Source organism: Streptomyces sp. NPDC002825, assembly GCF_040295385.1.
Taxonomy (GTDB): domain Bacteria; phylum Actinomycetota; class Actinomycetes; order Streptomycetales; family Streptomycetaceae; genus Streptomyces.
Window position 1 is genome coordinate 14,183 of record NZ_JBEOVH010000042.1, and the last position, 24,675, is coordinate 38,857.

Here is a 24,675-nt window from a genome sequence, read left to right on the forward strand (position 1 = left end):
CGCGCCCGGCACCGTCGTCGAGGCTTCCCCACCGTGGCCCGGTCATGGCCCGATCGCGGCGCGGCCGTCGAGCCGGTCTCAGGGGCGCCCGTGGTCCGGCAACGCGCAGACGAACTTCTCCTCGGTCACCCGCAGCCGGGTGAACAGGGCGGGCCGAGCGGGACCTGGCTGGTCACGGAAGCCGTGACGGTGCGGCGGCCGTCGGGCGTGGCTGCGGCGGACCGGGTACGGCCGGGCGCGTTGCCGGCGCGGCCGAGGACGACACCGCTCGGGGGGCGCAAAGGCCGAGCGGCCAGTGCACCAGGTCGCGCAAAGCGACTCGTGCGGACGCCCCATGGCCTGCTCGGGCATCAACACGACCGCGAAGTCGGCCGAATTCGATCAGCCGTGGCGAGACTGCCGGGCGGAAAGACGAGATCCTGGTCGGCGACGAACTCCAGCAGACGCCAGGAGAGGTGGGCGTCCTGTGCCCACTCCAGGCGTGCCTGCCGGTGGACCCGCCTCATGCCGTCCTCACGGCGATCGGCGCCGGGCCGCCCGCCCGGCCCGGCCACCGGGCCGGCCAGGGCACGTGAGGCGGGCTGACGTTGCGGCAATCACGCACGATGCGGAGCCTCGTGTGGTTCTGGGGCTCCGGTCGACCCTACTCAGTCGTACCAGTCGTGCGTCCATCGCTCGTGCCGACGGCGGGTGCACGCATCACCTCGGCGTTCTCGATGATGTGGCGCAGCTCCGCGACGAACCGGGCGGCGGGTGCGCCGTCGATCACGTTGTGGTCGAAAGTGATCGTCAGGTCGAGCACGTCACGGACCTCGATCCGTTCGTCCACGACACGGGGGCGCTGGGTCGCACCACCGATGACTACCTGGAGAGGCATCAGACTCGGCGGGGCGATGCCGAACCCGCCGCCGGCGCCGAACATTCCCACTGCTGTGACCGCGACCGTCCCGGTCAGTCGGCGGAGCCGGACGGACCTGGCCAGCACTGCGTACATCGTCGGCACGACGCCGGGGAGGCGGGTCATGGTGGTGCCGAAGCGGTCAAGCAGACGCCCGGTGTCCGTCGTGGCGTAGTCGCGCTTGGCGGCACGCAGTTCTGCCGTGAGGTCCCGTACATCGCGGATGTCGGCATCGTGCAGTACATGCGGGAGAGTGAAGAGGCCTTGCGGTGTCGTGACCTCCACGAGCGTGTTCACGTCGACATGACGGTGCCGGACCAGTCGGCCGCGCCAGTTCCGGTAGGCATGCACCTGCGGGTGCGCCGCTGCTGCGCGTGCGACGGACGCCACGATGAATGCGGTGAACGACGCCGGTTGCGTGGACCGCTCGAGCAGGATCCGCGCTGTCGTGACGTCCAGATCGACGAGGCTGTGCATGGCCGCCATGTGTCGGCCGGCCCGCACGGCCGCGATCACCAGCCGCCGATTCGACGGGAAGGGCCTGACGTCGACCCCGCGTGGCCGGCGCGCAGCAGCGGGGGGAGTCGGCCGGCGGACGCGGTCGGGTGTCATGCCGTGCTTGCGTCGCATCGAACGGCTCCTTGCTGTCGGTTTCGGTCGCCATCTCCCCGAGCTGTAGCCCAGGCCGCGGTCCCGTCACGCGTCACCGTCCCGGGCCGGGCCGAGATCCCTGTTCCGCAGCCGCCTTGACCGCGCGGAGCGTCCCGCGCAGAACGACGCCGACTCCTGCGGAGACGAGCGTCCAGTAGCGGGCGAAGCGGGCGGTGGATTCCGGGTCGGTGCAGGCGGTGCGCGCCTCGTAGGTGAGCAGCGACCGCTGGGCGCCGTACGGATGGACCACGAAGGCGGCCGCGATCTTCGCCCAGCCGGCCTCGTCGAATGACGGGAAGTGCTCCGGTTCGACCCGCCGCCACTCGATCGAGGGTTGCCACGGCTTCCCGACCGCCCCGAAGACGAGCTCACTGCCTGGACGCTCGCCCAGTGCCACCCAGGGCTGGTCCTCCCAGGCTTCTCCGACGGTGTCGAACAGGTCGGCCACCCGCATGGAGGGCGGGGTCGTCATGGGCCGGCGGCGCAGACGGTCGGGCAACCCGCGCACGCGCATGGCCGCGTCGAGGAGCGGGGAGTGGATCGTGAGCAGGTCCAGCCCGCGCGCTTACTCGTAGGCGGCGCGCGGCGCCGCGGTGATCGCCACACATTCGATTCGGGAGAACGCGAACGCGGGCAGCGCGCCGTCCAGGAGCAGCGGGCCTCCGGCGGGCTCGAAGGTCGAGTCGGCGCACATCACGGCCTCCCGGGGTGTGCGGTCACGCGGTCCGGCGTTGCCGCGCCCGGAGGTTGTGGAACTGGCGGGTCTGCATGATGAAGTGGGCGGGTTCCCAAAACATCAGGTCCATCGGACCGGTGAGCACGCGCGGGCGGCTTCGACCGAGGGTGCGGACGACAAGGCGGGTGCCCGTGCCGACCGGTTCGAGGTGGAAGCCCCAGACCGAGCTGATGAACGCACGGGGCGGGGGTCCATGGAACGGGTCGAAGGGGCGGCCTGAAGGAAGGCGGGTGTCGTCCCGCAGCACCAGGGTCCGTTCGGGTACGAGGATCGCGACGGTGAACCAGGCGCGGCCGCCGGGCACCGAGGCAAGCCGCTGCCCTTGCTCCAGGCTCTGCCACTGGGGAACGATGCCATTCGCGCTCGGTCGTCCACCGTTGTCCAGCCGGTCCCAGCTGTACCACCCGCCGCGGTCGCAGCCCATCTGGGCCAGCCAGGGCCAGACCCTCGACGGCGGCGCGGGCAGGGTCGTGGCCATCGTCGAGCTGCTGCCGGCACCGGGGATGAGCTCGTCCCCGGGATAGGAGCGTGCAGCCTCGTCGCGAGTCGCGCCCCAGGTCAGCATCCGTGGCCGCAGGATCAGGCCGTGCAGGGCCAAGGCGACCGCGGCGGAGGCGACGGCAGCCGGCCCGAGCGTGGCAAGGTGTGCTCTCACACTTCGAGCGTTACTCATCCGACTCCGTGGCGCCATGGGACTGCCGCGCTGCACCGGAGGTGGCTTCGAGGACGGACTTCACCGCAGCGCCGCTGCTTCCAGCGTCGCCTTCATGGCAGCGATGTCGCGTTCGAGTTCAAAAGTCGAAGACGTCCTCCGGTGACCTCGCGACGTCGACCTCCACCTCGATCACGGCGACGCGTCCGGGGCAGGGATAACGAAAGTCTCCATGCCCCTACTCCCACCCTCCATCACAGTGCTCGCACGCCGATCTCGCTTCGGTGCGGGCATGTCGGACTCTGTGGATGGCGCCGCAGTCGGTTCGGTCGCAGCGGGCACCCCTGCCTCGCTCCGAAGATCTGCGGACTTGAAGCTAGCAATCCGTTCGAGCGCGATCACGCCGAGTCGCAGTCGTCGGCTGCCAGCAAAAGAACGACGGCGATAACTACCGCTGGCCCGACGGGATGGAATCATCCTGCAGTTCGGGAGCGCTTTCCGCTTTCTCGACCCCCGCCGGGCAGCGCCCCTCGTGAAAGACCGAGACTGGACCGCGCCGTTACCGCGCTGTAATAATGAACTGCATGCGGGTGCCATCACGAAAGCTTGCCGCCTTGCCATGCCTGGCAGTGGGTGCCTATGCGATCGCCGTGCGCCCCCGGCTGGTCCGTTGGGGCGCCACCGACGAGGAGGTGGCACAGCCATACCCAGGCGCCGATATCGTTCCGAACGGCAACCGCGCCGCGACGATGGCGGTAACGATCGAAGCACCTCCGAGGCAGGTCTGGCCGTGGCTGGCACAGATGGGCTACGACCGCGCTGGCTGGTATTCCTGGGACCGCCTCGACAATGGGGGTCGTCCCAGCGCTGACCGCATTCATCCCCAGTGGCAGGAGATCAACCTCGGGGACCGGTTGACGGCATGGTCACCGGGGGGCCCTGTGAGCGCGTGGGAGGTGGCGGCGCTGGAGCCGGGACGTTTCCTAGGGTTGCGCGGGCTGAGCGACCTGCGCGGGCGCCAGCTCGACCCCGCAGGACCGCTGCCACGCGTCTATTTCCATGGTCTGTGGGGCTTCTTGTTGAAGGAACTGCCCGGCGACCGGACCCGGTTGGTGGTGAGCGGATACCAAGCAACTCGGCCACGCTGGCTTCAGGCCGTCGTGGATTTCTTCTTCTATCCACCCGTGCACTGGGCCATGCAGACACGCCAGTTCGCGAATATCAAGCGGCTCGCCGAACTCCAGCTGTAAATCACTCACCACCGGGGTCCGGCCGCGCTGCGACCAGGTCTTCGCCTGCGGCGGCGTCATGGAGAATCCGGCCTCGTCTTCGAAGACCAGCCAGGCTCCACGGGCCGCCGCGAGCCTTCCGCGCAGGGCCACACCTCCTTCACCCATCCGGCCACCGCGTCGTCGTCCCGCTCCATGGCACGTCGGACTGACACCTGGCAGGACCAGCCGTTGCGAACCAGGAGCCTGCGCACGCCCTGGACCGTGTAGGTCAGGTGGAAGCGCCGGCCGATCACCGTCTTCACACGACTCGGGGTCCACCGCCGGCCTTCCAGCCGTGCGCGGCCGGCCCCTTGGTCAGCTCCGCCTCCAGCTGTGCGAACTGCCTGTGACTCAGTCGCGGTAGTGACGCAGGCCCCTGCGGCCGCAGAGCCCTCGGACCACCGTCGCTCCACGTCCGCCGCCACCGCTGCACCGACCGGACACCGACCCGCAGGTCCGTGGCGATCGCCGGGCTGGCCTCGCCCAGGGCGAACCATTCCGCCGCCTGGAGCCGTAACCCTTCGCGGAACCGCTGTCGTTCGGCGGTCAGACCGCCTCCTTGCGGATATCGCATGCCCCGGTGGCAACACAGAGGACGACCAGCCGTCAGCCCCTACGACACCACGAGTCGAGCCTCCATAGCCATGCACGAGCTGGTTAGCCGTCGAGGAGGAAGACCACCGCCATCACGACGTGGATGACGGCCAGGAGGCCGCCGCAGACGACCAGGAAGGCGCCGGCGTAGGTGTCCACCAGGTGCGTGAAGGGGGCCACCGGAACCAGCACGTCCGCCGGGTCCCCCGGCGGGTGGGCCACGGTGATCGCGGGACCGGCCTCGCCGTGCAGGAAGCCGCGGTACGTGCCGGTCGCGTCCGGGTAGACGTATCCGCCGCGGGTCATCGTGGCCCGGGTGGCGGTCACCATGACGCCGTGTCGGTACAGCCACCGTTCCCGTCGTGCGCGGATCACCCCGTACAGGCCGATCCACAGGCCCAGCCAGGCCAGGCCGCCGACCGGGATCGTGAGGATGACCACGTCCCACTTGCCCAGCGCGCCGGCCACCACGCAGAGGACGACGAGCGCCAGCAGGTGCCACAGCGCGCCCCGCAGGATCCGGCGGTGGAACCTCGTCCGCCAGGTGGGGGCGAGCGAGCGGACCACGGCGAACGGGGCCCCGTCGACGTCGTCGCTGTCCGTCCGGTTCGCCAGGATCGCGTTGACCCCGTCGGCGAAGGCGGTCGCCGCCACCTCGTCCACGTCGTCGATGCGGTGGACACGCGGTGTCGTCCCGGCCTTCGCCCGCAGCTCGATCAGGACCGAGCGCCCCTCGGCGCGTATCCGGCCCAGCCCGTCGGGGGTGAAGGTGACCTGCTCGCGCGGGAGGTCGAGGACCAGTCCGATGTCCTCGGCGGACAGGACGGCCCCGCCCCGGCCTCGGAGCACCGGGAGGGAGGATATGGATGTCGACATGAGCATGATCGTAGAGCGGGTTTTCGCCCAGGTCAGCCTCCCGGATCCCCGTTCCCCCGGCCCTTGCGCGGGAGGAAGTCGGCGAGGACCGCCGCGATCCCCGGCCGGCGGCTCCGGCGCGACTCCGGGGCGCGGGGCGCGCTGGTCGTGACGAGTGCGGCGCCGTCGGGCGCCAGGGTGTCGAGAGGGGTGGCGGTGTCGACCTCCGCGAAAACGAGCGCCCCGCTCTCGTCGACATCGGCGAGCAACCGCACGACACCACGAGTTCAATCTCAGTAGTCACTACCGGCGGCGCTGTCGCACGATCGAGGGGCGGTCTCTTCGAGACCGCCTCTGACCGGCCACCGTCCCGCTACACTCAAGCCGCCCGGCATCGCCCCAGGTCAGACACCCAAGTTCTGCTGGAGCACTAGGGGCGGCGCTTCAGCTGAAGACCGGATGGAGGAGGACCTTGGTCCAGCCGTCGTCGCGCTGGTTGAAGTACTGACAGCCCTCGGGGGCCTGGGCCGGCGGCAGTTCGTGGGAGACGATCCTGGACGGCTTGGTCTTGCCCTGCTCGATCAGCTTGCACAGCTGCCGGTCGTAAGCCTTGACGTTGGCCTGCCCGGTGCCCCTGGACTGGCCTTGACCAGAAGTGGCCGTAGCCGGAGGCGACTTCGGCGTCCTTGTACAGCTTGCAGGGGCCTACGCGGTCCTGCGGGACGAAGACGCCGACCACTCCGGTGCTCACCGACCGCACCAGGCTGTTCAGCGTCTGATTGGGGTGCTCGTACCCCGAGTCGTCGCGGGCCTGGTATCCGAAGCACTCACCATCGCGGTCCGCGCCGCCACCGTTCGTGCGCTCGTTGACCTGATCGATAGGCGAGCCCTTGGAGTCGTCGACGGGGAGGGCACCGAGCTGTCCGGCCAGGGCCAGCCGGTCCGGCTGACGGTCGACGACCATGACCCATGCGGCGCCCTCGAGGTCTGTCGTATCCAGGCCCGCCCCGACCTCGACGACCTCGCCCATCTCCTCGTGACCCCGTCGGATGCTCGATACGCGCATCCGGCACGTCCTTCACCTGCACCTCACGCTGCCCGTCGTACACGAGCCTTTATCAGTCTCTTTCACTCTCAGCAAACGCTGAGCATGCCTCGGAAATGGGCGCTGCACGGAGTGCGGTACGGCCACTGAAAGTAGCCCACATTTAAAGGGTCCCATGCGTGCGAAAGGTGTCAAACTGGGCTCACCGGAGGGGTATCGACACGGCCGTACAGGAGACCCGGTCGACGCCAACCGTTCATTGCAGTGCCCGGCCGCTCCCGGGCGGCCGAGCACCGGAAAGGAGTCCCCTCATGGCCGACATCAACGTCGCGCTCCACGTACAGGTCGAGGCCCTGCCCGGCAAGGAGGAAGAGGTCGCCGCCTTTCTCCGCGAGGGCCTTGCCATCGTGCAGGAGGAGCCCAACACCGTGGCCTGGTTCGCCGTACGCCTGAGTCAGTCCACCTTTGCCATCTTCGACGCCTTCCCCGACGACGAAGCACGCCAGACACACCTCGGCGGCCGCCTGGGCAGCGCCCTGATGGAACGAGCCGGCGAACTGTTCGCCCAGCCCCCTTCCGTCGAACAACTCGACGTCCTCGCCCACAAACTGCCCTGAATACCAGACGGAGTGGTCCCGCCCGGCGCGTCGGACGGACCCCGACCCAGACCAAATGTGTCTTCCTGCAAGCGAATTGCAGGGAAGGCCGGCGACATGGCCGTAAGTGCCCGACGTTGTCGGGGATCTCGAAATCCGAAGGTGCCGATCGTGATGGACATTCCGAGTAGACGGCCGTTCTTCCTGCTCAGAGCGTCGGTGTCGGGCAGGTGTTTGGCGTAGAACACGTCGTTGTCCCGGTGGCCGTTACGCGAAGGCATCGTTCGTGCTCTCTGGTCTTGGTGAGGCGGTGATGGCTGGCGCGACGAACTGGCCACGATCCCCACGATCGTGCAGCTCTCGCGCACCGCACGCCGCCTCGTCATCCAGAACCTGGTCACCGCCGGGGCGTTCATCACCATCCTGCCGCTTGGGACATGATCGGCCCTTCCCCTCTTCCTCGGCGTCGTCGGCCCCGACGGCTCCACCGTCGTCGTCGGCCTCGACGGCCAGCGCCTGCTGCGCGAGACCGTCTTGCCCCGACTCACCAAGGACACCGCGCGAGCAAGCGCCGCGCCCGCACCAGGGGCTTCGCACGGCCCGCCATCACCGTTTGCCGCGGCTGCTGCTGCGGCACGCCCAAGGTCCCCGGCCTCGGCCACACCGCCCCGCTCCGCAACCTGCGCCAGGCCCTCGACGAAACGGCTGGAACGAGGAGTCGTACTCGTCGAGCGTTTTGTGGTGCGGCAGCTCGGACAGTCGCAGGCCCTGTCGGAAGCGCCGGTCGTCACGAATGGCGAGCTCCTCGGCCAGAACCAGGTCGAGGAAGTCGAGGTAGCCCATCGTGGCCTCGTCTGCCCTGCCGGCGTACTGGTTCAGGCTCTCTGCCCGGTGGGGCAGGCCGAGTTTGGCGGCTGTGGTGCGGATTCGGGTGCTGATCATCTCGCTCAACTGGGCTCCTCGGGCGTGGGGTGGGTGGTGAAGGGACGGGTTCCGGTCAGTTCGTCATAGACAGATGGAGGTCTGCGGGCGACGTCGACACAGACGGCCGCGGCCAGGTTCAGGAGAGCCGTCAGCGAGCCGGCCGTCTCCTCGCCGAGCGGGTGCTGATGACGGGGCCGCGGAGGAACGCCACCGGTGGTGGTCCGTCGGTTCCGGCCGTCTGGGAGGCCGTCCCAGTGCTTCTCGTCGACGACGCAGGCTCCGCGGCCGACGGCCCTTGGATGGATGGCCAGCAGGGTGTCGCCACTGGCGTCGGGGACGGTGGAATGCAGGGTCATCTGGGACTTGGTTGCCCTGATCTTCCACCAGCTGGCGCGGGCCGACCTTGCGGGCCGGCACCGAGTAGAGGTTTGCGTCGAAGGCGACCGGGCAGTCCTTGCCGACGTGGCGAAGGTGTCTCTGGGTGACGACGGAGGGTGTCGCCGGCAGCGGTCGCAGGGCCATGTGGTCCCGGATCGCACGGTGCCCGATGACTTCGCCGTAGGTGCCGTGGGACTTCGCCCGGCGCAGCGGCACCCTGGCGTTGAAAGCGGCGTCCAGCTCAGCGACGGACGAGAGGGAACGTCCCGCCAGGACGTGGTCGCGGACGATCAGGACTTGCCGCACGACCCGGTCTTTCCCCGTGGGCCGGTAGGCGGCCGGCACGTCGATGTCGAAGTCGAAGTGCCCGGCGAACCCGACTGCCTCCGGGTGCAGCGGAACTGCTCGCCCGGTGCGGCGTGGCGTGGCGTGGCGTGGCGTCGGACGACGGTATTGGCGCGGTCGTAGACGATCGAACATCGACACCCCGCGGAAGTGGGCGAACGCCTGCCGGTGGCAGTCGAAGAAGCGGTGCAGGCGGGCCAGCGCGCCAGGGCTGATGCCCAGTTCCTGCGCGATCCGCGGCCGGGCCTCCTGCATGTAGAGCTTGACCCGCTGGTAGTGCCGGTGAAGCCGTACTCGGCCGCCAGCCGCTCGTGAACCACGGCACCTCTGATCAAAATCTCGGACCGCAGCATCGCCTCGATCAGAGGTGCGACCTCATCCACTTTCCGCACGGCCATGTCCGGACGCAGCCCGACGAGGCGGGGCGACCGGGCCTTCCGAGGACAGGTACTCGCGGACCGTGCGGCGGTTGAGCTCTGTCTCCTCAGCGATCTCCGGGAGGCTCATCGCCCCGGACTCGAACAGCCCGCGGAAGCGTCGAAGCTCCATTCGTCGTTGCGGGTTCAAGACCTCGGTCAGCCACCCTCCGCCACCCTTCGCAGGCCGACAGCAGACTGCCCACGGTCCATCCTCGGTACGTCAGCAAGTGGGCACGTTCATCCGTACGTGACTGGGGACGTTCACTCACGTGTACGCCGACAACAGGCCGGCGGACGCAGCCGAACTCCTCGTGCCGGTCGCGGGAGTCTGGAAGTTCATCAGCTCCACGCACGTCAGCACGTACTTCCATGCCCACGCCCAGATCGTGCCATAGGCCGCTGGGTCCAGACGCCGGGTCTGCGGCGGAGCGTCCACTCAGGCTCCGATCGGTGGGACGGCGTGCAGCAGCGGCATGAGTCCGTGCGGCGCAGCTCGGCCAGCAGGGCGGCGTGCAGGCGCGGCCTGGCGTCGGCCACGGTCCAGTCCCGCAGCCGGCGGCAGGCCGTCACCCGTGAGCAGTCCACGGTCCCGGCGGGGACATCGCGTTAAGCAACGCCGGTCCGCAGTGCTGCCGAAAACGGTTCGCGTCCCGGAGTCCCACCTGCCCTCAGTGTCGCTGTACACCTCCTCGGCCACCCCAGAAAGGGGGCCAGGAGCGGTTGAAGCACTGAGCGCCGGAGGTCCTCGCAGGGCTGGCGTGAGGGCCAGGGGCGCTCTCGACTGGACCAGCCGTTGTCGTGGCCTGATCTCTGAGACCAGAAACAGGCTGTTACGGTCCGCCGACACACCGTAGAAACGGGCTGTCGTTTTCCGCTGATCGTTTTCCGATCCAAGGAGCTCACCATGACCCGTTTCCGCACCACCACCATGGTTCTCGCCGTTGCCGCGATGTCCGCCCTTGCCGCCGCGCCCGCCCAGGCGGCCCCCGGTGACGTGACGACCACCTGTGCGAGCACCGCCACCCCGTACGGCTACGTCGACGTCAGCTGGGGTTACAGCGCCAGCTGCGGCACCCAGAACTTCAACCCGAACATCAAGCAGATCAAGCAGCTCACCGGCCTGCCCATAGGCACCGTCGTCGAGGCCTGTGGGTCCACGTACTACCCGGCCGGCTGGGTCCAGACCAGCTCGTACTACTCCAGCTCCTGCGTCGCGTGGCCGAACTCCGGTTTCAACAACAACGCCTGGACCCTCAAGCGCGTCTCCTGATCGCACCTTCGGAAGGCGGCCCCGCCTCGCGAGTGGATCGAGCGAGGCGGGCGCACATGTCGATGTCGCCTCCAGGAGTCGCGTAATCGACTTTCGGAACCGACGATCCGGGGGTGCAGGGTGGCGCGACCGAGGCCATGGGATTCGACGACGAACTGTGGGCGGCGGTCGAGCCAGTGCTGCCGCAGGTCGAACGTCGGGCCCGGCGTCCCGCTCGCCGCTACTCTGACCGGCTGCAGCCGCAACGACGTCACCCAACTGGTCCCACGCCTCCGGGCCGTGCCGCCCGTGCGGGGCAAGCACGGCCGACCCCCGTGCCGCCCGGACACAGTCCTCGCCGACCGAGGCTACGATCGCGACAAGTACCGCCCGGTCTGGGGCCTGGGAGTGAGACCGCTGACCACCCGGCGCGGCACCGAGCACGGCTCCGTCCTCGGCTCCCAGCGGTGCAACGGTCCCGGCTGATGTACGCCATCCGCGAGTACCGCGGCCGCAAGGACGAGCCCCAGCAGATCCCGTTCCGCCCCCACCTCGTCGTCGAGGGCTTCCTCACCGGTACCGGCCTGACCGTGGTCAACGTGAGCCGCGCAGGTGATCGAAACTGCCCCGGCAGAGTGAACGTGACAGCTCAATTCCGATCCGTTCGACCAGAACCCCGGGATCCCACGCCGGCCTACTGATACCAGTCGTCGCCAGCGGCCGTCTGCCTGTTGGGGGAAGGTACCCGTCCCGCGCACCAAGCCGGGACCGCGGCCTGCCGCCAGATACTCCGCCAGCCTGCACCGAATCACGAGTTCGGCTTCAGTAGCTGACCCCAGGGTGTGACTGCCGCGGCCGTACGGAGTACTGGATGGTGTCGGCGCAGCCCATGTGTGATCACGTGGAACAGCTCTGCGATCCGACCGCATCCGCCTACCGGGAAGTGTGCCGATGGATCCTGCCAAGGTGCGCAAATCGCGCGAGGCGCTGGATCAGGCCCGAGCTGCCGCCGACACCGCCAGTGCGGCAAAGCTCAAAATCGCCTACGAGTCCGTGATCAAGATCATGGCGCAGCAAGACACCACGTTGGCCAACTACCGAAATCGGGCGACAGGGCTGTTTACAGTCGCTGCCTTGATCGCAACGTTCGCCTCGAACATCGGTTTCGTCGTCAAGGATCACCCGCCTCCACTCCCCTACCTCATCTGGATGATGGCGAGCCTGGGAGTGGTTCTCGTGTGCGCTCTCATCGTCTTGTGGCCGGTGAAGGACTGGTCCTACGCGGCTGCGCATCCGGTGAGCGTCCTTCTCCAGAGGGAGGTGACCGGGCGTGAGGAGCAGAGCCTCCATCGAGGCATCGTTCGCGGGAACGCGACCCTGGGGACGTGCCTCCCTGGACGGGAACGAACTTGAAGGCGGATGTGGGGCCTTGGAAAGGTGTCAGTGCGTCCGAGGCGGACCTCTTCGCCGAGATGGGCGCCGCGTGGAGGCCTGTACTCGTCGCCGGAGTCGCCGACCGGATCGGTAGCCACGAGCAGGCGGAGGAGGCGGTGGACGCGGTTCTGGAAGTGATCGCCGACCGCCTGGCGAGTCCAGGTCACGTGGAGACGGGGGCCGAGCCGCGAAGGCATGCGCGTCACCGGACTGTCCGGCGGTCAGATGGAAGACCAGGGGCCGGCAGTCGCGTCGTCCGTGAGATGGACCTTGGTGGTCAGCCGCCGGATGGCGTGATCGTCCGGCTCGCCGGCCGGGGCCCCTTTGCCCGCCAGTGGGCGACAGCCTCGTCCCCGGTCAGCTCCAGCCGCACGACCGCGCGGCCGGGGCCAGGCCGTCCGGCGTGCTCAGGTCGCCCTGCACCACCTTCACCCCGTCGATAACCGGGCAGTTTCCGCATCGCGGGTGAGCGTGCGGACCCGGTGGCCGCGGTGGAGCAGTTCGGTGACGCATGGGCGGCCGACGGTCCCGGAGGCGCCGGTGACCGGGATCGTCTGCCCATACGTATGCCTGCCTGTCCGTGGCTGCGCGTGCTCCGACCGTTGGAGCCCTTGCGGAGAGCGACGATCCGCAAGGGCGGTGACCTCAGGACGCGGGCAGTGTCGACACGACCTTGCCGGAGGCGTCGGCGGCGAGATAGCCGCTGGCCTGGTAGTCGTTGCTGAGGTAGAAGCGCAGTGTCGGACGGTCGTCGTTGAAGGTCCAGCGGTCGACGACGACGTAGCGCATCGTGGGGTCGTCCACCTTGAGGTCACGTTCGCCGCGCTTCATCAGCGCGGGAAGACTGTCCCAGGGCATCGTGGACACGTCGAAGGGCTGCTCGTCGGCGTCGTCGGCACTGATGGTGCCGCCGGGACCGGTCTTCCTGGCCACGCCGGCCCGGTACTCGTACGCGTCGTAGGTCTTCGCGCCGGGCCGGGTCGGGATGTTCGCCAGGGCGTACTCCTCATAGACCGTCAGGTCCTTGATCGTCGTGGTGCCGCTCACCCGACGGAACTCCGCGATGACGGCACGGACGTTGGCGGTGGTGAGGAGGCTGCCTCGCACCGCGGGCGCGGGCGCAGAGGCGGAGGGAACCGTGCCCGTGCCCGAGCCCTGGCCGGGGGTGCGTATGGCACCGGTCGACGAGGCGCCGCCCTTCGCCCCGGAGGTCCCGCCGCTGCCGTCGTCGCCGTCGTTGCCGCCGGGGAACAGGTTCACGACGCCGATCACCGCGGCAGCCGCCAGCGCGAGGCCGACGGCGACGCCTGCGGCGCGCTTGCGCGGGCTCGAGGGCGCCGGGGTGGGCAGCGTCGGTCGGCCGAAGCCCGCCGCCGGCGCGACGGGTGGGCCGTAGGCAGGGTGCGGGTACGGCGCGGGCGACGGCGCGTACGGGCCGGGCGCGGCCGGGACGGCGACGGGCGCAGAAGGCACGGCGGGAGCAGGAGCCGCGGCCGCGCCGCCCTCAGCCTCCGCCAACAGCCGGTCCAGGAGCGCCCCGTCCGGCCGCTGCGCCGGATCGCGGACGAGGAGCCGGGTCAGTACGGGACCGAGCGCGCCGGACCGCACCGGCGCGGGAATCGGGTCGTCGAGCACCGCGACCACGGTCGCGAGGCCGGTGGCGCGGCGCAGCGGGTGGTGGCCCTCGGCCGCCACGTACAGGAGCATGCCGAGCGACCACAGGTCGGAGGCCGGGTTGCCCTCCTCGCCACGGACCCGCTCGGGGGCGATGAACTCCGGCGAGCCGATCAGGTCGCCGGTGGAAGTGAGCCGGGAGGTGGCCCCGTCGAACGCGGCGATGCCGAAGTCGGTGAGCACGGCCCCGCCATCGTGGCGGAGCAGGACGTTGGCGGGTTTGACGTCGCGGTGCTGGATGCCGGCGGTGTGCGCGGCGCGCAGTGCGGAGAGGACCTGGCGGCCGAGGGCGAGCACCTCGGGGACGGGCATCGGGCCCGCGGCGAGCCGGTCGTACACGGAGCTGCCCTCGACGAGTTCCATCACGATCCACGGGTGCGAGCCGTCCTGCGGCTCGACGATGTGGTGGATCGTCACGACGTGCGGGTTCGACAGCCGGGCCAGGGCACGCGCTTCGCGGACGGCGCGTTCGCGCAGCTGCGCGGCGAATCCGGGGTTCGCTTCCTCGACGGCGGGGTCGGGCGGGCGGACCTCCTTGAGGGCGACGTCGCGGTCGAGGGCGATGTCGCGGGCGCGCCAGACGGTGCCCATGCCGCCGCTGCCGAGTCGGGAGATCAGTCGGAAGCGTCCGTCGACCAGGGGTCTTCGGTCGTCATTCGTGCTCATGGGCGGTCATCGTAGGCGGTCTCGGGTGACGTGCCGAAGCGGGCCCGGACTGTCACCCCCGGCGCGGGGTGCGGGGAAGCGGCTGCCGGCCGTCTCGTACGCGCCGCCGGACAGCGCCTCGCCGCGCTGCGAGCGCTCCGGGTCGACGACCGGGCTGCGGACCGCGCCGAGCGCTCACTGCTGCTGCGATAGGTGGTGCTGGGGAGGGGCCAACCGCGCCTCTCGTGGCGGGTCGTGACGACGTGGGGCGGGTCACGCCGCCGGGTGGTCGGACTCGGCGAAGGGCCCTCGGTCGGGCCGCAGCGAATAGAGCACCTCGTACACCTCGCGGCGGACCTCGACCGCTTCGTACGCGGCGGGGATGGTGCGGGCGAGCTCGGTCTCCCGGAACGCGTCGAGCGCCTCCTGGCTCTCGAAGAAGTAGATGCCGCACACGTCACCGGTTGCGCGGTCGCGCCCGTAGACCTTCTGCAGGAGACCTGGTACGTCACGGAAGCGGGGCCGCCGCTCCAGCAGGCGCCGCTCGAACTCCTGCGCATCGAGTCCAGATGTGATCCGGACGAAGAGGATGTCGGGCATGGAGTCACCTCCGCCCTTGAGATGCCCCTGGGTCGAGTCTAGCCAGTCGTCAAGCTGTGGATCGTGATCTGTTCGCGGGGAAGCGGAGCAGCCATCCGGTAGCACCGGATGGGCCGCAGCCTACGGCCGGCCGGGCCATACGCGCCCGGCACGACGGGGGGCCAGGACCGCGCGTCGCGGTCCTGGCCCCCTGCGGTGCCGCCCTGCAGCAGCGGTGCGTCAGCTCTGTGCGGTGTCGTCGGCCGTCTGTCCGGCGCTCTCGGCCGCGCCCGTCTTCTCGCGCATCTTGCGCACCAGCTCCGCCTTCTTGTCGGCCGCACTCTGGCGGTCGAGGTTGCGGTGCGGACCGTTGTTCTGCCGTTCGGCGCGGGACAGCCGCTTCCTCTGGCCGCCGCCCTGGCCCACGGGGTTGTTGATGTTCTTGCTGTCGGTCACGGGTTCTCCCGGTGGTGATGTGAAGTGATCTACGGATTCATCGGTGGGGGACGGGCGGCGACGTCGGAAGACGTCGGCAGGGCCCGTCACGCTCTCACTCGTAAATCGGCGTCTGGAAGAACATGACAAGGACGTTACCCTGTTCCGCCAGCCCCGCACACCAATCACCGAAGCGACGACCCCGTGACGGACAGGACGGAAGTCCCCGATCACGGTGGATCGGGGACTTCCGCCTTTACAGGCCCGGCCGGAGGGGATCTGGGCGGGCCCCGCCTGTCGGGTGCGCTTACGCGGCCCGGCTGAGTTCGGCGCGGCCGAACAGCAGCGCGTAGCCGGTGGGGAGCTGGTGCAGGATGCGGGTGATCAGGTCGGGGCCGGCGCAGGCCGCGACGGCGGAGAAGACGGAGCCGGTGTCCCAGCGCGTGGTGGCGAGGGAAGCGCCGGTGCGGGCGGCGAGGTCCTTGACGAAGGCCCAGCCGGTCAGCGGCTGCATGTCGGGGATCTGCGCTGTCAGGACACGTGCGGCCTCCAGGGGCAGCCGGGCGGCCAGGTCGACGCGCTCGTCGCCGGTCAGCGCGCGTCCCAGGCCCGAAAGGACCAGGCGGATGGCTTCGTCGGCTTTCTCGCGGGTGGGGTAGGCGCCTTCGTAGCGGACCTTTTCCAGCATCTGCTCATACGCCGTCCCGTATGACTGCTGGTGCTCAAGCGGTGCGCGCACGTCGGTGATCACTGCGGTGCATGCCTTTCGTGGAGCAGGGCGGGGTGGTGCCGGCGTGCGGCACCCCACCCGTGGTCAGGTGGGCTGGGGGCGGCCGAAGAGGAGGTCGTAGCCGGCGGGGAGCTGGAGCAGGATCTCCTTGAGGAGGTCGTCGCCGGCGGTGTCGGCGACCGTGGACAGCACCGCGCTGACATCCCACGTCGCGGTCTGCTCGGTGGCGCCCTCGATCCAGGCTGCGGTCGCCCGCACGAACCGCTCCGGCGACAGCGGTTCCGCGCTCTGGAGCGGGTTGAGGAGGATCAGGGAGAAGTCCTCCGGCAGGCGTGCCGCGAGCTGGGCGCGGACTTCGCCGACCAGGTGCGCGCCGAGCAGGGCGAGCACCACACGGGCCGCGCGCTCGGCTTCTTGCTCAGTGCCGTACTCACCGCGTTCCTTCACATGGTCGAGGAACGCCTCGCGTCGCAGAGCCATCTCGGCCACCACCCCTTGTTCTTCGGACTGCCCATGGGGGTGCGGAGGGCGGTATGAGGGGGAGATCAGCTGCCCTCCGCACCTGTCCGGCCGGTGTCAGCCGGAGATCTGCTTGCGGCCGGATCCGACGCCGATGGAGATCTTGCGGGGCTTGGCGCGCTCCGCGATCGGGATCCGCAGGGTGAGCACGCCCGCGTCGTAGTCGGCCTGGATGTGCTCGGTGTCGAGGGTGTCGGCGAGCACGATCTGGCGGGAGAAGACGCCCAGCGGCCGCTCGGACAGCTCCATCTGCACGTCGTCGGACTTCGCGACCGGCCGGCGCTCGGCCTTGACGGTCAGCATGTTCCGCTCGACGTCGATGTCGATCGCGTCCGCGGCGACGCCGGGAAGGTCGAAGGCCACTACGTACTCGTCACCCTCGCGGTAGGCGTCCATCGGCATCGCCGACGGCCTCGACCAGGTGCCCGGTCCCATCAGCTGCTGCGCCAGCCGGTCCAGCTCACGGAAGGGGTCAGTGCGCATCAACATCGTGAAAACACCTCCAGCAGGTTCAGGCAGTTACTGCCAATGCGCCTCACTGACACCGTTGTAACATGTCATCCAATGGATGACAAACACGATGTCGTCAGCATGATGACAACCCGAGGGAGGTGTCCGTGACCCCGGCCGACCAGCCGTCTCCGTCCCGTACCGACGCCCACAGCCCGGTGTCGTTCCTTGCCGCGGCGGCGGCCCTTGATGCCATAGACGCCGCCCTGCGCGAAGCCCAGGTCGAGACCCCGAACGCCCCGGCCCCCGGTCCGGAACAGGCCCTGGCCTCCTTGTCGCTGCTGCGGCAGGTGCGCGAGCAGCTCGCCGGGTGGGAGACCGGCCTGATCGAAACGGCCCGCGACGCGGGCGCCAGCTGGGCCGACCTCGCCCACCCCCTCGGCGTCGCCAGCCGCCAGGCCGCGGAGCGCCGCTACCTGCGCGGCCGCCCCGGCCCGGCCGGGACCACCGGCGAGCAGCGTGTCCAGGCCACCCGTCAGGCCCGGGCCGCCGACCGCAGCACCGCCGCCTGGGCCCGTCGCAACGCGGCCGACCTGCGCCGCCTCGCCGGCCAGATCACCGCACTCACCGACCTTCCCCCCGCGGCCGGCCGCCCGATCAGCGAGCTCCACGCGGCCCTCGCGCACGACGATCCCGCCGACCTCATCGCCCCCCTGACCGCCGCCCGCCCGCATCTGGCCGCCGCACACCCCGACCTCACCGCCCGGCTCGACACCCTCACACCTCCCTGACCCCGCCCGGCGCACCAGGAGATGATCAAAGCCCCTTGTTCCTGGCACGAGGAGTCGTCCATGCACCACCTGGACCCGCGGCATGCCTCGCGGGTGGCCACTTACGGGATCGCGGCCACGCACCTGTCCCTGCTGAGCGACCGCCGGCTCGGCGAGGTCGTGGCCGCCGCCGACCCGCTCGGATCCGGCATCGGCGGAAGGTCGGCAGAGCTGGACGGGCCTTCGGCAGGCGATCGCCGTCAGGACGTCTCGTGACGGGTGGTGCGCCGGGGGCCGGGGCGACGCCGCAGTTCGAGCTTCTCGCTCCGGGTGGAATTCATGCGACTCCGTCGTCGTCCCTGGCCTACGACGTGGTGGACGAGGCCCCGGTCTCCGGTGTCTCGGCCGGCCCCTCCCGCAGGTCCGGCCGTCGGGCGGCCGCCTTCCTGTGCCAGGCTCCGTACCGCCCCGCGAGGAAGACGGCCGACCCGCCGTGCAGCAGAATGCTCAGCGCGATCGTCACGGCGACCACGCGCCCCAGGAGCTGCACTCCCGGTACATGCTCCTCCACCACGAGCAGACCGAAGACCACGGAGGCGAGGCCGCGCGGCCCGAACCAGCCGACGTAGGCGATCGTGGGGAGGGCCAGGCCGCTGCCGACCAGGGAGAGAGCGACGGGCAGCATCCGGACGACGGTGAGGCTCAGCACGGCGTAGGTGATGACCCGCCAGTCCAGCTGCTCCAGCGCCGGACCGAGCAGGACGGCTCCGAAGACCAGGAAGCTCAGACAGGCGAGCAGCTCCGCGAGGTGCTCGGCCAGGTCGGCGGTGTCGTCCGCGGCCAGCCGCGGCGTGTCCACCGTCGTCTCCTGCCGGAGAGAGACACCGAACGCGAAGCCGGCCACCCACGCCGCGATGAACCCACTCCCGTCGACGGCGACCGCGAGCGTGTACGAGCCCGCCGCCACGGCCAGGACGAACACCTGCCGCCAGCCGTCCTCGACCCACCCCTGCTCGCGCGCCCGGCGCAGCACCCACCCGCCGACGCCGCCGACGGCCAGGCCCAGCGCGGTGCTCAGCACGAGCGCCCGCCAGAAGACCCCGGCGGTTCCCTCCTCCGCGGCCGTCGTGCCGGGCAGGCCCGCGAGGAAGAGGACGAAGAAGGGCAGCGCCATGCCGTCGTTGAGGCCGCTCTCGACGTTGAGGCCGTTGCGGACGAGCGGTGGAACGCTCGGACTGGACACCGCCGTCTTGCCCAGTGCAGCGTCGGTCGGGGCCAGGATCACGCCGACCAGGGCGAGTTCCCAGGCGGTCAGGCCGGGCAGCAGGGGCCAGGCCAGGAGCCATCCGGCCCCGATGGTCAGCGGGAGGCCGATCCCCAGCAGGCGGCCGGGCAGGAACCTGCCGAGGCTCAGATCCCTTCGGTGCACCGCCATCGCGTCGGTGAGCAGGACGAGCGTCAGGGTGGCCTCGACCAGGGGCAGCACCCGTCCCGCATCATGTCCCAGATCGAGTAGATCGAGCCCGAGCGGGCCGATGGCCACTCCGCAGCCGGTGAACACCATCGGGGCGGACACGGCGGTGGTGGACAGCCGTCGGGAGACGAGCGCGTACGCGGCCGAGACGGCGGCCAAGGCGGCCCCGGTCCACGCGCTGCCGCTCACCGCGCCCTCCCCTGTGCTGGCGAGCGCCGGTCCGCCCACCGCCCCCTCACCGCGCCGCACCTGCCGTACGGGCCACTCTCGGCGGTTCGGCCTGGAAACGACGTACGGCAGGATCCACCTGACAAGGTTTCTGGCACTCGACGACCCATCGGTGAGGAACTCGGCGGGCCACTCATCATCAAGCACCGGCTGTTCCGTGCGCGGCAGCGACATTCCACCTCGGTGCGCCAGAGCCGTCGCACCGTCCTTGGAACCGACTGCCGGAGCCGAGGCGCTGCCTCGGTGGCGGACGACGACGCGACGCCTGTGGAAGTGCGCCATCCCGGGGCAACGCCACCATGGCCCTTCGAGGCGGCTGATGTACGAACACTCGGCCGATCGGACCAATCCACACTCCGGCACCGGGCCGCCTCCGAGGCGCTTTGGCAGAGTCGAGGAGTGTCCAGGGAGCCGTGGTCGACGGTGCCCGAACCCGGTGAACTGGGGAAGCCATGAGTGAAGCAGCGGACGGCACCCGCCCGAACCCGAACGGGATGGCCGGCGGCAGGGCGGCTCCTCGTACGCCTGCACCTCCGGGAGGACCGACCACGACACGGGGCACCGACCTGGGCCCCAGGCGGCCGTCCCGGCGTGCGCCGGTCTCGGGCCTGCTGGTCCCCCTCGTGACGGCCACGGCGGTGGTCACGACGCGCGCGTCGGCGCCGCACGCCACGGCCGCCCTCCCGCCCGCATGAGGCAGCCCGAACAGCGCGCCGAGGGCGCTGGACCGTTCACCACGCGGCTCACCTGGCGGCCTCCCGACGGCGGTACCGCGGTCTGGGAGTCCCGGCTCGCCCGGCGTCGCGGACTCATCGCGGTCCGCCGGCCCGGGGCGGCCACCGCCCACCGCGCGGGCGCGGACGGCACCGCGGTCGCCCGCCTGCGCAGACTCAACGCTGTGGCCGCCACGTCCTTCATCGTCGGTGGCCTCCTCTTCGCGGCGGGCGCCGCCGTCGCCCAGTTCGGCTCGGGCGACGCCACCACCAGCGCATCTATCTACTTCGCCGGCGGGCTGTGCTTCAACACCGGCGGCTACGTCTCCCTGCTCCAGGTGATCAACGCCCCGCGCCACACCCCCGGAGGCGAAGGTGCCCTGATCACCCCGCGCCGGCGGTGGTGGAGCTACGAGCCCACCCGGGTCGACTGGCTGAGCACGTTCGTCCTGTTCGCCGGCACGTTGGTGTTCGCCGTCAACCTGCTGGACTCCTTCCTGCAGGGCCTGACCGTGCAGCAGACCAACCGGCTGATCTGGGCACCCGACGTGATCGGCTGCGTGCTCTTCCTGATCTCCGGTCACCTCGCCCTCGTCGAGGTCTCCCACGGCCGGCCGCGTCTGCTCCCCCATGACCTCGGCTGGTGGATCGTCGCGGTCAACCAGTTCGGCTCCGTTCTCTTCATGGTCTCGGCACTCGCCGCCTTCACCCGCCCCGCCACGGGCAGCCTGATCAACGCCGACATCGCCAACTGGGGCACTCTCACCGGCGCTCTCTGCTTCTCCGTCGGCGGCGCGCTTCAGTTCTTCGAACGGCCGTGACCCGTTGAGGTGACCGCGAGGCCGCAAGCACGCGTGACGCTTCCGCACAAGGGTTTCCAGACGCTCATCGACCCGGGTGGTCATTGCCGGAAGGATGCATCATGACCCGTGACGCCGGCGCAGCGCGCCAGAACCGAGCCGGCGCCCGGCCCCCGTTCCGCCGCGTCGCCTGGACCGTGCTCCGCGTCATCGGCACGGTTTCGCTGCTCGTCGCCCTCTATTACCTGCTGCCCCTGGACCACCCCTCCACGGCCTCCGCCCTCGCCACCCTCCTGACCGGGCTGGTCGTATTCGTCGCCCTGGTCGCGGAGCAGGTCCGCACGATCCTGCGCTCCCCGCACCCGGGGCTGCGCGCCGTCGAGGCGTTGGCGACCTGTGTCCCGTTCTTCCTGTTGCTGTTCGCGGGCGCCTACGTCTCGCTGGCATCGCTGTCGCCCGGGAGCTTCGGCGTGCAGCTCTCCCACACCGACGGGCTCTACTTCACCGTCACCGTGTTCTCCACCGTCGGCTTCGGCGACATCACCGCCAAGAGCCAGACGGCGCGGCTGCTGGTCACCGTGCAGATGATCACCAACCTGATCGTCCTCGGGCTGGCCATCAAGGCCATCCTGGCCGCGGTACGCCGCGGCCAGGATCGCAAGGCATCCACCGCCCCTGACGGTCCCCGGCCCGGCGCGCCAGGACGCTGATGCCGGGCCGGAGCGCGCAGGTTCAGGCCGGGTTCACGGTTCTTCGGGCCCGAAACTTCCTCCCGGATCATCCAGAGCCGTGAAGAACAGGCCGAGCAGCGCGCTGAGGAGATGCTCCGAGCGCCCGGGTGCTGGAGCCCCCGGGCGCTCGTGATCGGTGACGGCAGTGCCTGGGCGGAGCCCGGCGGGCGGGCGGCGACCGTCCGGCGCAGTGCGGCCGGCGCGCCCGCCCGGACGTCAGCCGTGTGTCCGCTCCGGTGGCGGCGTCAGGACGGGTCGCCGTACAGGAGGCCGCGTCCGTTGGTGCCGACGTAGACGCGGCCGTAGGTGTCGGGGTCGCCGGTGATGACGCCGACGCCTCCGATGGCGCCCCACTGGTGGGCGTCGTCGTTGACGCGGAGCCAGGTGGCTCCCTTGTCCGTGGAGCGGAAGACGCCGGTGACGTCCTTGACGGTGCCGATCAGGTAGAGCGCCTGGTAGGAGGCGCCGGGTGCGGCCTTGCCGAAGCCGAGGGCGGAGGCGGACTGCACCGTGGAGAGCGTGGTGAAGGTGCGGCCGCCGTCGGTGGAGTGGAGGAGTCCCTTGCCGCCGCCGGCGATCCACAGGTCCCCCGCGACGCCGGGGACGGCGGTGAGCCGGCCGGCGGGCAGGTTCGTGGCGCGGGCGGTGAAGGCCGCGCCGCCGTCGGTGCTGGCGTAGAGCGTGCCACCGGACAGGGAGTAGAAGGTCCTGGCCGAGGAGCGGTCGGCGACGACGACGGCGTCGGTGCCCAGGCCGCTGACCCGCGACCAGCTCGCCCCCTTGTCGGTCGAACGGTACGGGGCCTGACCGGCCTGGGTCCAGACGATGCAGGAGCCGTCGGCCGCGAGCGCGACATGCCCGTCCTGGGCGCCGGCCACCGGCTCGGCCTTGAAGCCGTTCCAGCTGATGCCGCCGTCGGTGGAGTAGGCGCCGTCCTGCGCGCCGCCGCGGCCGACGCGGACCATCACCGAGGGGTTGGCCTGGGCGAAGTCGATGTCCGTGCTGTTGGCCATCATCGGGTTGCCCAGCCGCCCGGCCGGGACCTTGGTCAGGTCGTCGTGGCGGAAGCCGCCCTGGTCGCCCATGGAGGTGATGACGGTGGCGCCGCCGGGCGGGGCGATCGCGTCCATCAGCGCGGTCTCCTCGAGCCCCCGCGCCCCGGCGGTCCAGTGGCTGGTGCCGCCGCTGTCGGTGGCGGTGGCGTCCTTGCTGCGCCAGATGCCGTTGCCCGTGCCGTACAGCACGTGTCCGGAGTCGAAGGGGTCGATGGCCAGGGCGGTCATCCAGTGCCCGGTGTGGGTGCCGATGTACGGGGCGGCGGCGGCGTTCCGTACCGACTTGTCCGCCAGGGCCTTCCAGGTCGTGCCGCCGTCGGTGGTGCGGTAGATCTCGTCCTCGGGCCACCAGCGGTCGAGGGTGGTGACCATCACCGTGGACGGCTTGCGCGGGTCGACTGCCAGTCCGGAGAAGCCGTAGCCGCCCTGGGAGGGGGAGACGTTCTTCCAGGCCCCGCTGCTCGGCGTGTGCTTCCACACGGATCCGGCCGTCACGCCGTTGGGGCCGAGGGCGTTGGTGTACGTCAGGTAGAGCGAGCCGTCGCCGGAGACGACGGCGTGCTGCGGGAACTGGCCGGTGGGCTGTCCGGGGACGGCCTGCCAGGTGGTGCCGCCGTCGGTGGAGCGGTACAGGGAGGTGGACTTGTCGGCGACGCCTACGTAGACCGTCTTGCTGCCGGCCGGCCCGTACGTCACGAAGGAGATGCCCGCGCCGCTGCTCGCCCCGTCCTTGACGGGGAACGAGGAGACCTGCGTCCATGTCACACCGCTGTCCGTGCTGCGCCACAGGCCGTTCTTACGGGTGCCGAGCAGCAGGGTGCGGTTGTCCGAGGGGTCGATCACGAGCCGCTCGCCCGCCCCGCGGCCGTCCTCGTTGCCACCCAGCTTGAACGGCAGGTCGGTGCGCTGGAAGGTGCGGCCCCGGTCGGTGGAGCGCAGGATCGCGCCCTTGCCGGCCCACTCGTTGGTGTAGGTGCCGGCCGCGAGGTAGAGCCGGTCGGGGTCGACGGGGTCGGTGGCCAGCGCGTCGATGCCCAGCAGGTTCCAGTCCTTCTCGCCGAGCCAGTCGGTCAGCGGGACCCACTGCTCGGCCGCGCTGTCCCAGCGGTAGGCGCCGCCCATGTCGGTACGCGCGTACAGCAGGCCCTGCGCCCGCGGGTTGAAGACCAGACCGGTGACGTAACCGCCGCCCACCACCTGGGCGTTGTTCCACACGTACGGTCCGGTCCCGGTGGCCGGGGTCTCGGCCGTCCTCACCAGCTTCCACTGCTGGTTGGTGCTGCCGTGGCCGGGATACTGGATGACTGCCGCACCGTCCGCCGTGGAGCCTCCGGACACGTCCAGGACCTGGCCGCTCCTGCGGGAGGTGAAGGTGACGGCGTCGGAACCGCTCACCTCGTCGATCCGCCACTCCTGGGAGGCGGAGGAGCTGTCGGTCTGCTGCTCGGCGGCAGCCGCCTGTGCAGTCGAATCGCCTGCTATGCCCAGCACTTTGCCACTGTTGCGGTTCACCAGCTCGTAGTAGCCGTCGCCGGTGGACCGCAGCCTCCACTGCTGGTTGGCGGTGTTCTGGTCGGTCCACTGCTGGATGCGGGTGCCGTCGGCGGTGGAGAAGGCGTTGACGTCCAGAGCCTTGCCGCTGCGTACGGAGACGAGCCGGTAGTAGGCACTGCCGTCGACCGTCGCGGCCTGCGAGTCGTCCTGCACGAACAGGAGGTACGGCACGACGGTGGCGGGCACACCGAGCAGGAGGGCGGTGGCGGTGCTGCGACGGCGGTGGCGTCCGCGGCGCCCGGCGTTGGTGGGGTTGTTCATGGGGGGTGTT

The 24,675-nt window shown here is 70.4% G+C and carries 25 protein-coding genes and 5 pseudogenes; 12 read left to right on the forward strand and 18 right to left on the reverse strand.

Annotation, left to right across the window (positions count from 1 at the left end):
• Positions 1 to 643 precede the first annotated feature (643 nt).
• From ABT041_RS35235 to ABT041_RS35250, 4 genes are all read right to left on the reverse strand, one after another.
• On the reverse strand, positions 644 to 1,528 hold the full coding sequence (locus ABT041_RS35235) for a 2-oxo acid dehydrogenase subunit E2 (RefSeq protein ID WP_351192273.1): 885 nt from the start codon (positions 1,526 to 1,528) through the stop codon (positions 644 to 646).
• Between the two features lie 73 nt (positions 1,529 to 1,601).
• On the reverse strand, positions 1,602 to 2,021 hold the full coding sequence (locus ABT041_RS35240) for a hypothetical protein (protein WP_351192275.1): 420 nt from the start codon (positions 2,019 to 2,021) through the stop codon (positions 1,602 to 1,604).
• A 93-nt stretch (positions 2,022 to 2,114) separates the two neighbouring features.
• On the reverse strand, positions 2,115 to 2,243 hold the full coding sequence (locus ABT041_RS35245; RefSeq protein WP_351192277.1) for a hypothetical protein: 129 nt from the start codon (positions 2,241 to 2,243) through the stop codon (positions 2,115 to 2,117).
• Positions 2,244 to 2,265: 22 nt separating this feature from the next.
• A complete protein-coding gene (locus ABT041_RS35250; RefSeq protein ID WP_351192281.1) occupies positions 2,266 to 2,940 on the reverse strand; it encodes an SRPBCC family protein in 675 nt (224 codons plus the stop codon).
• Between the two features lie 581 nt (positions 2,941 to 3,521).
• On the opposite strand from ABT041_RS35250, the gene ABT041_RS35255 reads away from it, so the two are divergent.
• The gene (locus ABT041_RS35255; RefSeq protein ID WP_351192347.1) at positions 3,522 to 4,187 is read left to right on the forward strand and encodes a hypothetical protein; all 666 of its coding nucleotides are present in this window, start codon (positions 3,522 to 3,524) and stop codon (positions 4,185 to 4,187) included.
• A 6-nt stretch (positions 4,188 to 4,193) separates the two neighbouring features.
• Here the strand turns inward: ABT041_RS35255 and ABT041_RS35265 are convergent.
• The 3 genes and pseudogenes from ABT041_RS35265 to ABT041_RS35275 all read right to left on the reverse strand — a co-directional run.
• Positions 4,194 to 4,782, reverse strand: a pseudogene (locus tag ABT041_RS35265) (winged helix-turn-helix domain-containing protein); the annotation flags it as partial.
• 83 nt (positions 4,783 to 4,865) lie between these two features.
• Positions 4,866 to 5,678 (reverse strand): hypothetical protein, encoded by an 813-nt coding sequence (locus ABT041_RS35270; protein ID WP_351192283.1) that lies wholly within the window; start codon positions 5,676 to 5,678, stop codon positions 4,866 to 4,868.
• A 32-nt stretch (positions 5,679 to 5,710) separates the two neighbouring features.
• A complete protein-coding gene (locus ABT041_RS35275; protein WP_351192285.1) occupies positions 5,711 to 5,926 on the reverse strand; it encodes a hypothetical protein in 216 nt (71 codons plus the stop codon).
• A 1,087-nt stretch (positions 5,927 to 7,013) separates the two neighbouring features.
• On the opposite strand from ABT041_RS35275, the gene ABT041_RS35280 reads away from it, so the two are divergent.
• Positions 7,014 to 7,319, forward strand: a complete 306-nt coding sequence (locus tag ABT041_RS35280; protein WP_351192287.1) for a putative quinol monooxygenase — start codon at positions 7,014 to 7,016, stop codon at positions 7,317 to 7,319.
• A 300-nt stretch (positions 7,320 to 7,619) separates the two neighbouring features.
• Positions 7,620 to 7,841 (forward strand): annotated as a pseudogene (locus tag ABT041_RS35285) (heavy metal translocating P-type ATPase); the annotation flags it as partial.
• Positions 7,842 to 8,000: 159 nt separating this feature from the next.
• Here the strand turns inward: ABT041_RS35285 and ABT041_RS35290 are convergent.
• The 3 genes and pseudogenes from ABT041_RS35290 to ABT041_RS39145 form a co-directional block, all read right to left on the reverse strand.
• A pseudogene (locus ABT041_RS35290) lies at positions 8,001 to 8,249 on the reverse strand (ATP-binding protein); the annotation flags it as partial.
• On the reverse strand, positions 8,246 to 8,578 hold the full coding sequence (locus ABT041_RS39140) for a hypothetical protein (protein ID WP_502976675.1): 333 nt from the start codon (positions 8,576 to 8,578) through the stop codon (positions 8,246 to 8,248). The gene ABT041_RS39140 and the pseudogene ABT041_RS35290, both read right to left, overlap by 4 nt.
• A gap of 88 nt (positions 8,579 to 8,666) precedes the next feature.
• Positions 8,667 to 9,080 (reverse strand): annotated as a pseudogene (locus tag ABT041_RS39145) (hypothetical protein); the annotation flags it as partial.
• Between the two features lie 15 nt (positions 9,081 to 9,095).
• Between ABT041_RS39145 and ABT041_RS39150 the strand changes: the two are divergent.
• From ABT041_RS39150 to ABT041_RS35320, 5 genes are all read left to right on the forward strand, one after another.
• Positions 9,096 to 9,260, forward strand: a complete 165-nt coding sequence (locus ABT041_RS39150; RefSeq protein ID WP_502976676.1) for a hypothetical protein — start codon at positions 9,096 to 9,098, stop codon at positions 9,258 to 9,260.
• Between the two features lie 373 nt (positions 9,261 to 9,633).
• Positions 9,634 to 9,759: a hypothetical protein gene (locus ABT041_RS35300; RefSeq protein WP_351192349.1), complete on the forward strand. Its 126-nt coding sequence runs from the start codon at positions 9,634 to 9,636 to the stop codon at positions 9,757 to 9,759.
• Positions 9,760 to 10,268: 509 nt separating this feature from the next.
• Positions 10,269 to 10,634, forward strand: coding sequence for a hypothetical protein (locus ABT041_RS35310; RefSeq protein ID WP_351192289.1), 366 nt, complete (start codon positions 10,269 to 10,271; stop codon positions 10,632 to 10,634).
• A gap of 464 nt (positions 10,635 to 11,098) precedes the next feature.
• Positions 11,099 to 11,314 carry a hypothetical protein gene (locus ABT041_RS35315; RefSeq protein ID WP_351192291.1) on the forward strand — a complete coding sequence of 72 codons (216 nt, stop codon included), beginning with the start codon at positions 11,099 to 11,101 and terminating at the stop codon, positions 11,312 to 11,314.
• 250 nt (positions 11,315 to 11,564) lie between these two features.
• The gene (locus ABT041_RS35320) at positions 11,565 to 12,026 is read left to right on the forward strand and encodes a hypothetical protein (RefSeq protein ID WP_351192293.1); all 462 of its coding nucleotides are present in this window, start codon (positions 11,565 to 11,567) and stop codon (positions 12,024 to 12,026) included.
• 666 nt (positions 12,027 to 12,692) lie between these two features.
• Here ABT041_RS35320 and ABT041_RS35325 read toward each other — a convergent pair.
• The 6 genes from ABT041_RS35325 to ABT041_RS35350 all read right to left on the reverse strand — a co-directional run bounded on the left by ABT041_RS35325 (position 12,693) and on the right by ABT041_RS35350 (position 17,118).
• Positions 12,693 to 14,387 (reverse strand): serine/threonine-protein kinase, encoded by a 1,695-nt coding sequence (locus ABT041_RS35325; protein ID WP_351192295.1) that lies wholly within the window; start codon positions 14,385 to 14,387, stop codon positions 12,693 to 12,695.
• Positions 14,388 to 14,639: 252 nt separating this feature from the next.
• Positions 14,640 to 14,966 carry a YdhR family protein gene (locus ABT041_RS35330; protein ID WP_351192297.1) on the reverse strand — a complete coding sequence of 109 codons (327 nt, stop codon included), beginning with the start codon at positions 14,964 to 14,966 and terminating at the stop codon, positions 14,640 to 14,642.
• A 219-nt stretch (positions 14,967 to 15,185) separates the two neighbouring features.
• Complete coding sequence (locus ABT041_RS35335; protein ID WP_351192299.1) at positions 15,186 to 15,401, reverse strand: DUF6243 family protein; 216 nt, start codon at positions 15,399 to 15,401, stop codon at positions 15,186 to 15,188.
• 286 nt (positions 15,402 to 15,687) lie between these two features.
• Positions 15,688 to 16,131, reverse strand: a complete 444-nt coding sequence (locus tag ABT041_RS35340) for a DUF2267 domain-containing protein (protein WP_351192301.1) — start codon at positions 16,129 to 16,131, stop codon at positions 15,688 to 15,690.
• 63 nt (positions 16,132 to 16,194) lie between these two features.
• Positions 16,195 to 16,590 (reverse strand): DUF2267 domain-containing protein, encoded by a 396-nt coding sequence (locus ABT041_RS35345; protein WP_351192303.1) that lies wholly within the window; start codon positions 16,588 to 16,590, stop codon positions 16,195 to 16,197.
• A gap of 96 nt (positions 16,591 to 16,686) precedes the next feature.
• The gene (locus ABT041_RS35350; RefSeq protein ID WP_351192305.1) at positions 16,687 to 17,118 is read right to left on the reverse strand and encodes an Hsp20/alpha crystallin family protein; all 432 of its coding nucleotides are present in this window, start codon (positions 17,116 to 17,118) and stop codon (positions 16,687 to 16,689) included.
• Positions 17,119 to 17,246: 128 nt separating this feature from the next.
• On the opposite strand from ABT041_RS35350, the gene ABT041_RS35355 reads away from it, so the two are divergent.
• A complete protein-coding gene (locus ABT041_RS35355; RefSeq protein ID WP_351192307.1) occupies positions 17,247 to 17,870 on the forward strand; it encodes a type III effector protein in 624 nt (207 codons plus the stop codon).
• Between the two features lie 60 nt (positions 17,871 to 17,930).
• Positions 17,931 to 18,086: pseudogene (locus tag ABT041_RS35360) on the forward strand (protein kinase family protein); the annotation flags it as partial.
• A gap of 127 nt (positions 18,087 to 18,213) precedes the next feature.
• Here the strand turns inward: ABT041_RS35360 and ABT041_RS35365 are convergent.
• On the reverse strand, positions 18,214 to 19,512 hold the full coding sequence (locus ABT041_RS35365; protein WP_351192309.1) for a cation:proton antiporter: 1,299 nt from the start codon (positions 19,510 to 19,512) through the stop codon (positions 18,214 to 18,216).
• Positions 19,513 to 20,242: 730 nt separating this feature from the next.
• Here ABT041_RS35365 and ABT041_RS35370 point away from each other — a divergent pair.
• Together ABT041_RS35370 and ABT041_RS35375 are read left to right on the forward strand one after the other, a co-directional pair.
• A complete protein-coding gene (locus ABT041_RS35370; protein WP_351192311.1) occupies positions 20,243 to 21,085 on the forward strand; it encodes a hypothetical protein in 843 nt (280 codons plus the stop codon).
• A 101-nt stretch (positions 21,086 to 21,186) separates the two neighbouring features.
• Positions 21,187 to 21,774 (forward strand): potassium channel family protein, encoded by a 588-nt coding sequence (locus ABT041_RS35375; RefSeq protein ID WP_351192313.1) that lies wholly within the window; start codon positions 21,187 to 21,189, stop codon positions 21,772 to 21,774.
• A 266-nt stretch (positions 21,775 to 22,040) separates the two neighbouring features.
• Here ABT041_RS35375 and ABT041_RS35380 read toward each other — a convergent pair whose 3' ends face one another.
• A complete protein-coding gene (locus tag ABT041_RS35380) occupies positions 22,041 to 24,665 on the reverse strand; it encodes an RICIN domain-containing protein (protein WP_351192315.1) in 2,625 nt (874 codons plus the stop codon).
• Positions 24,666 to 24,675 lie beyond the last annotated feature (10 nt).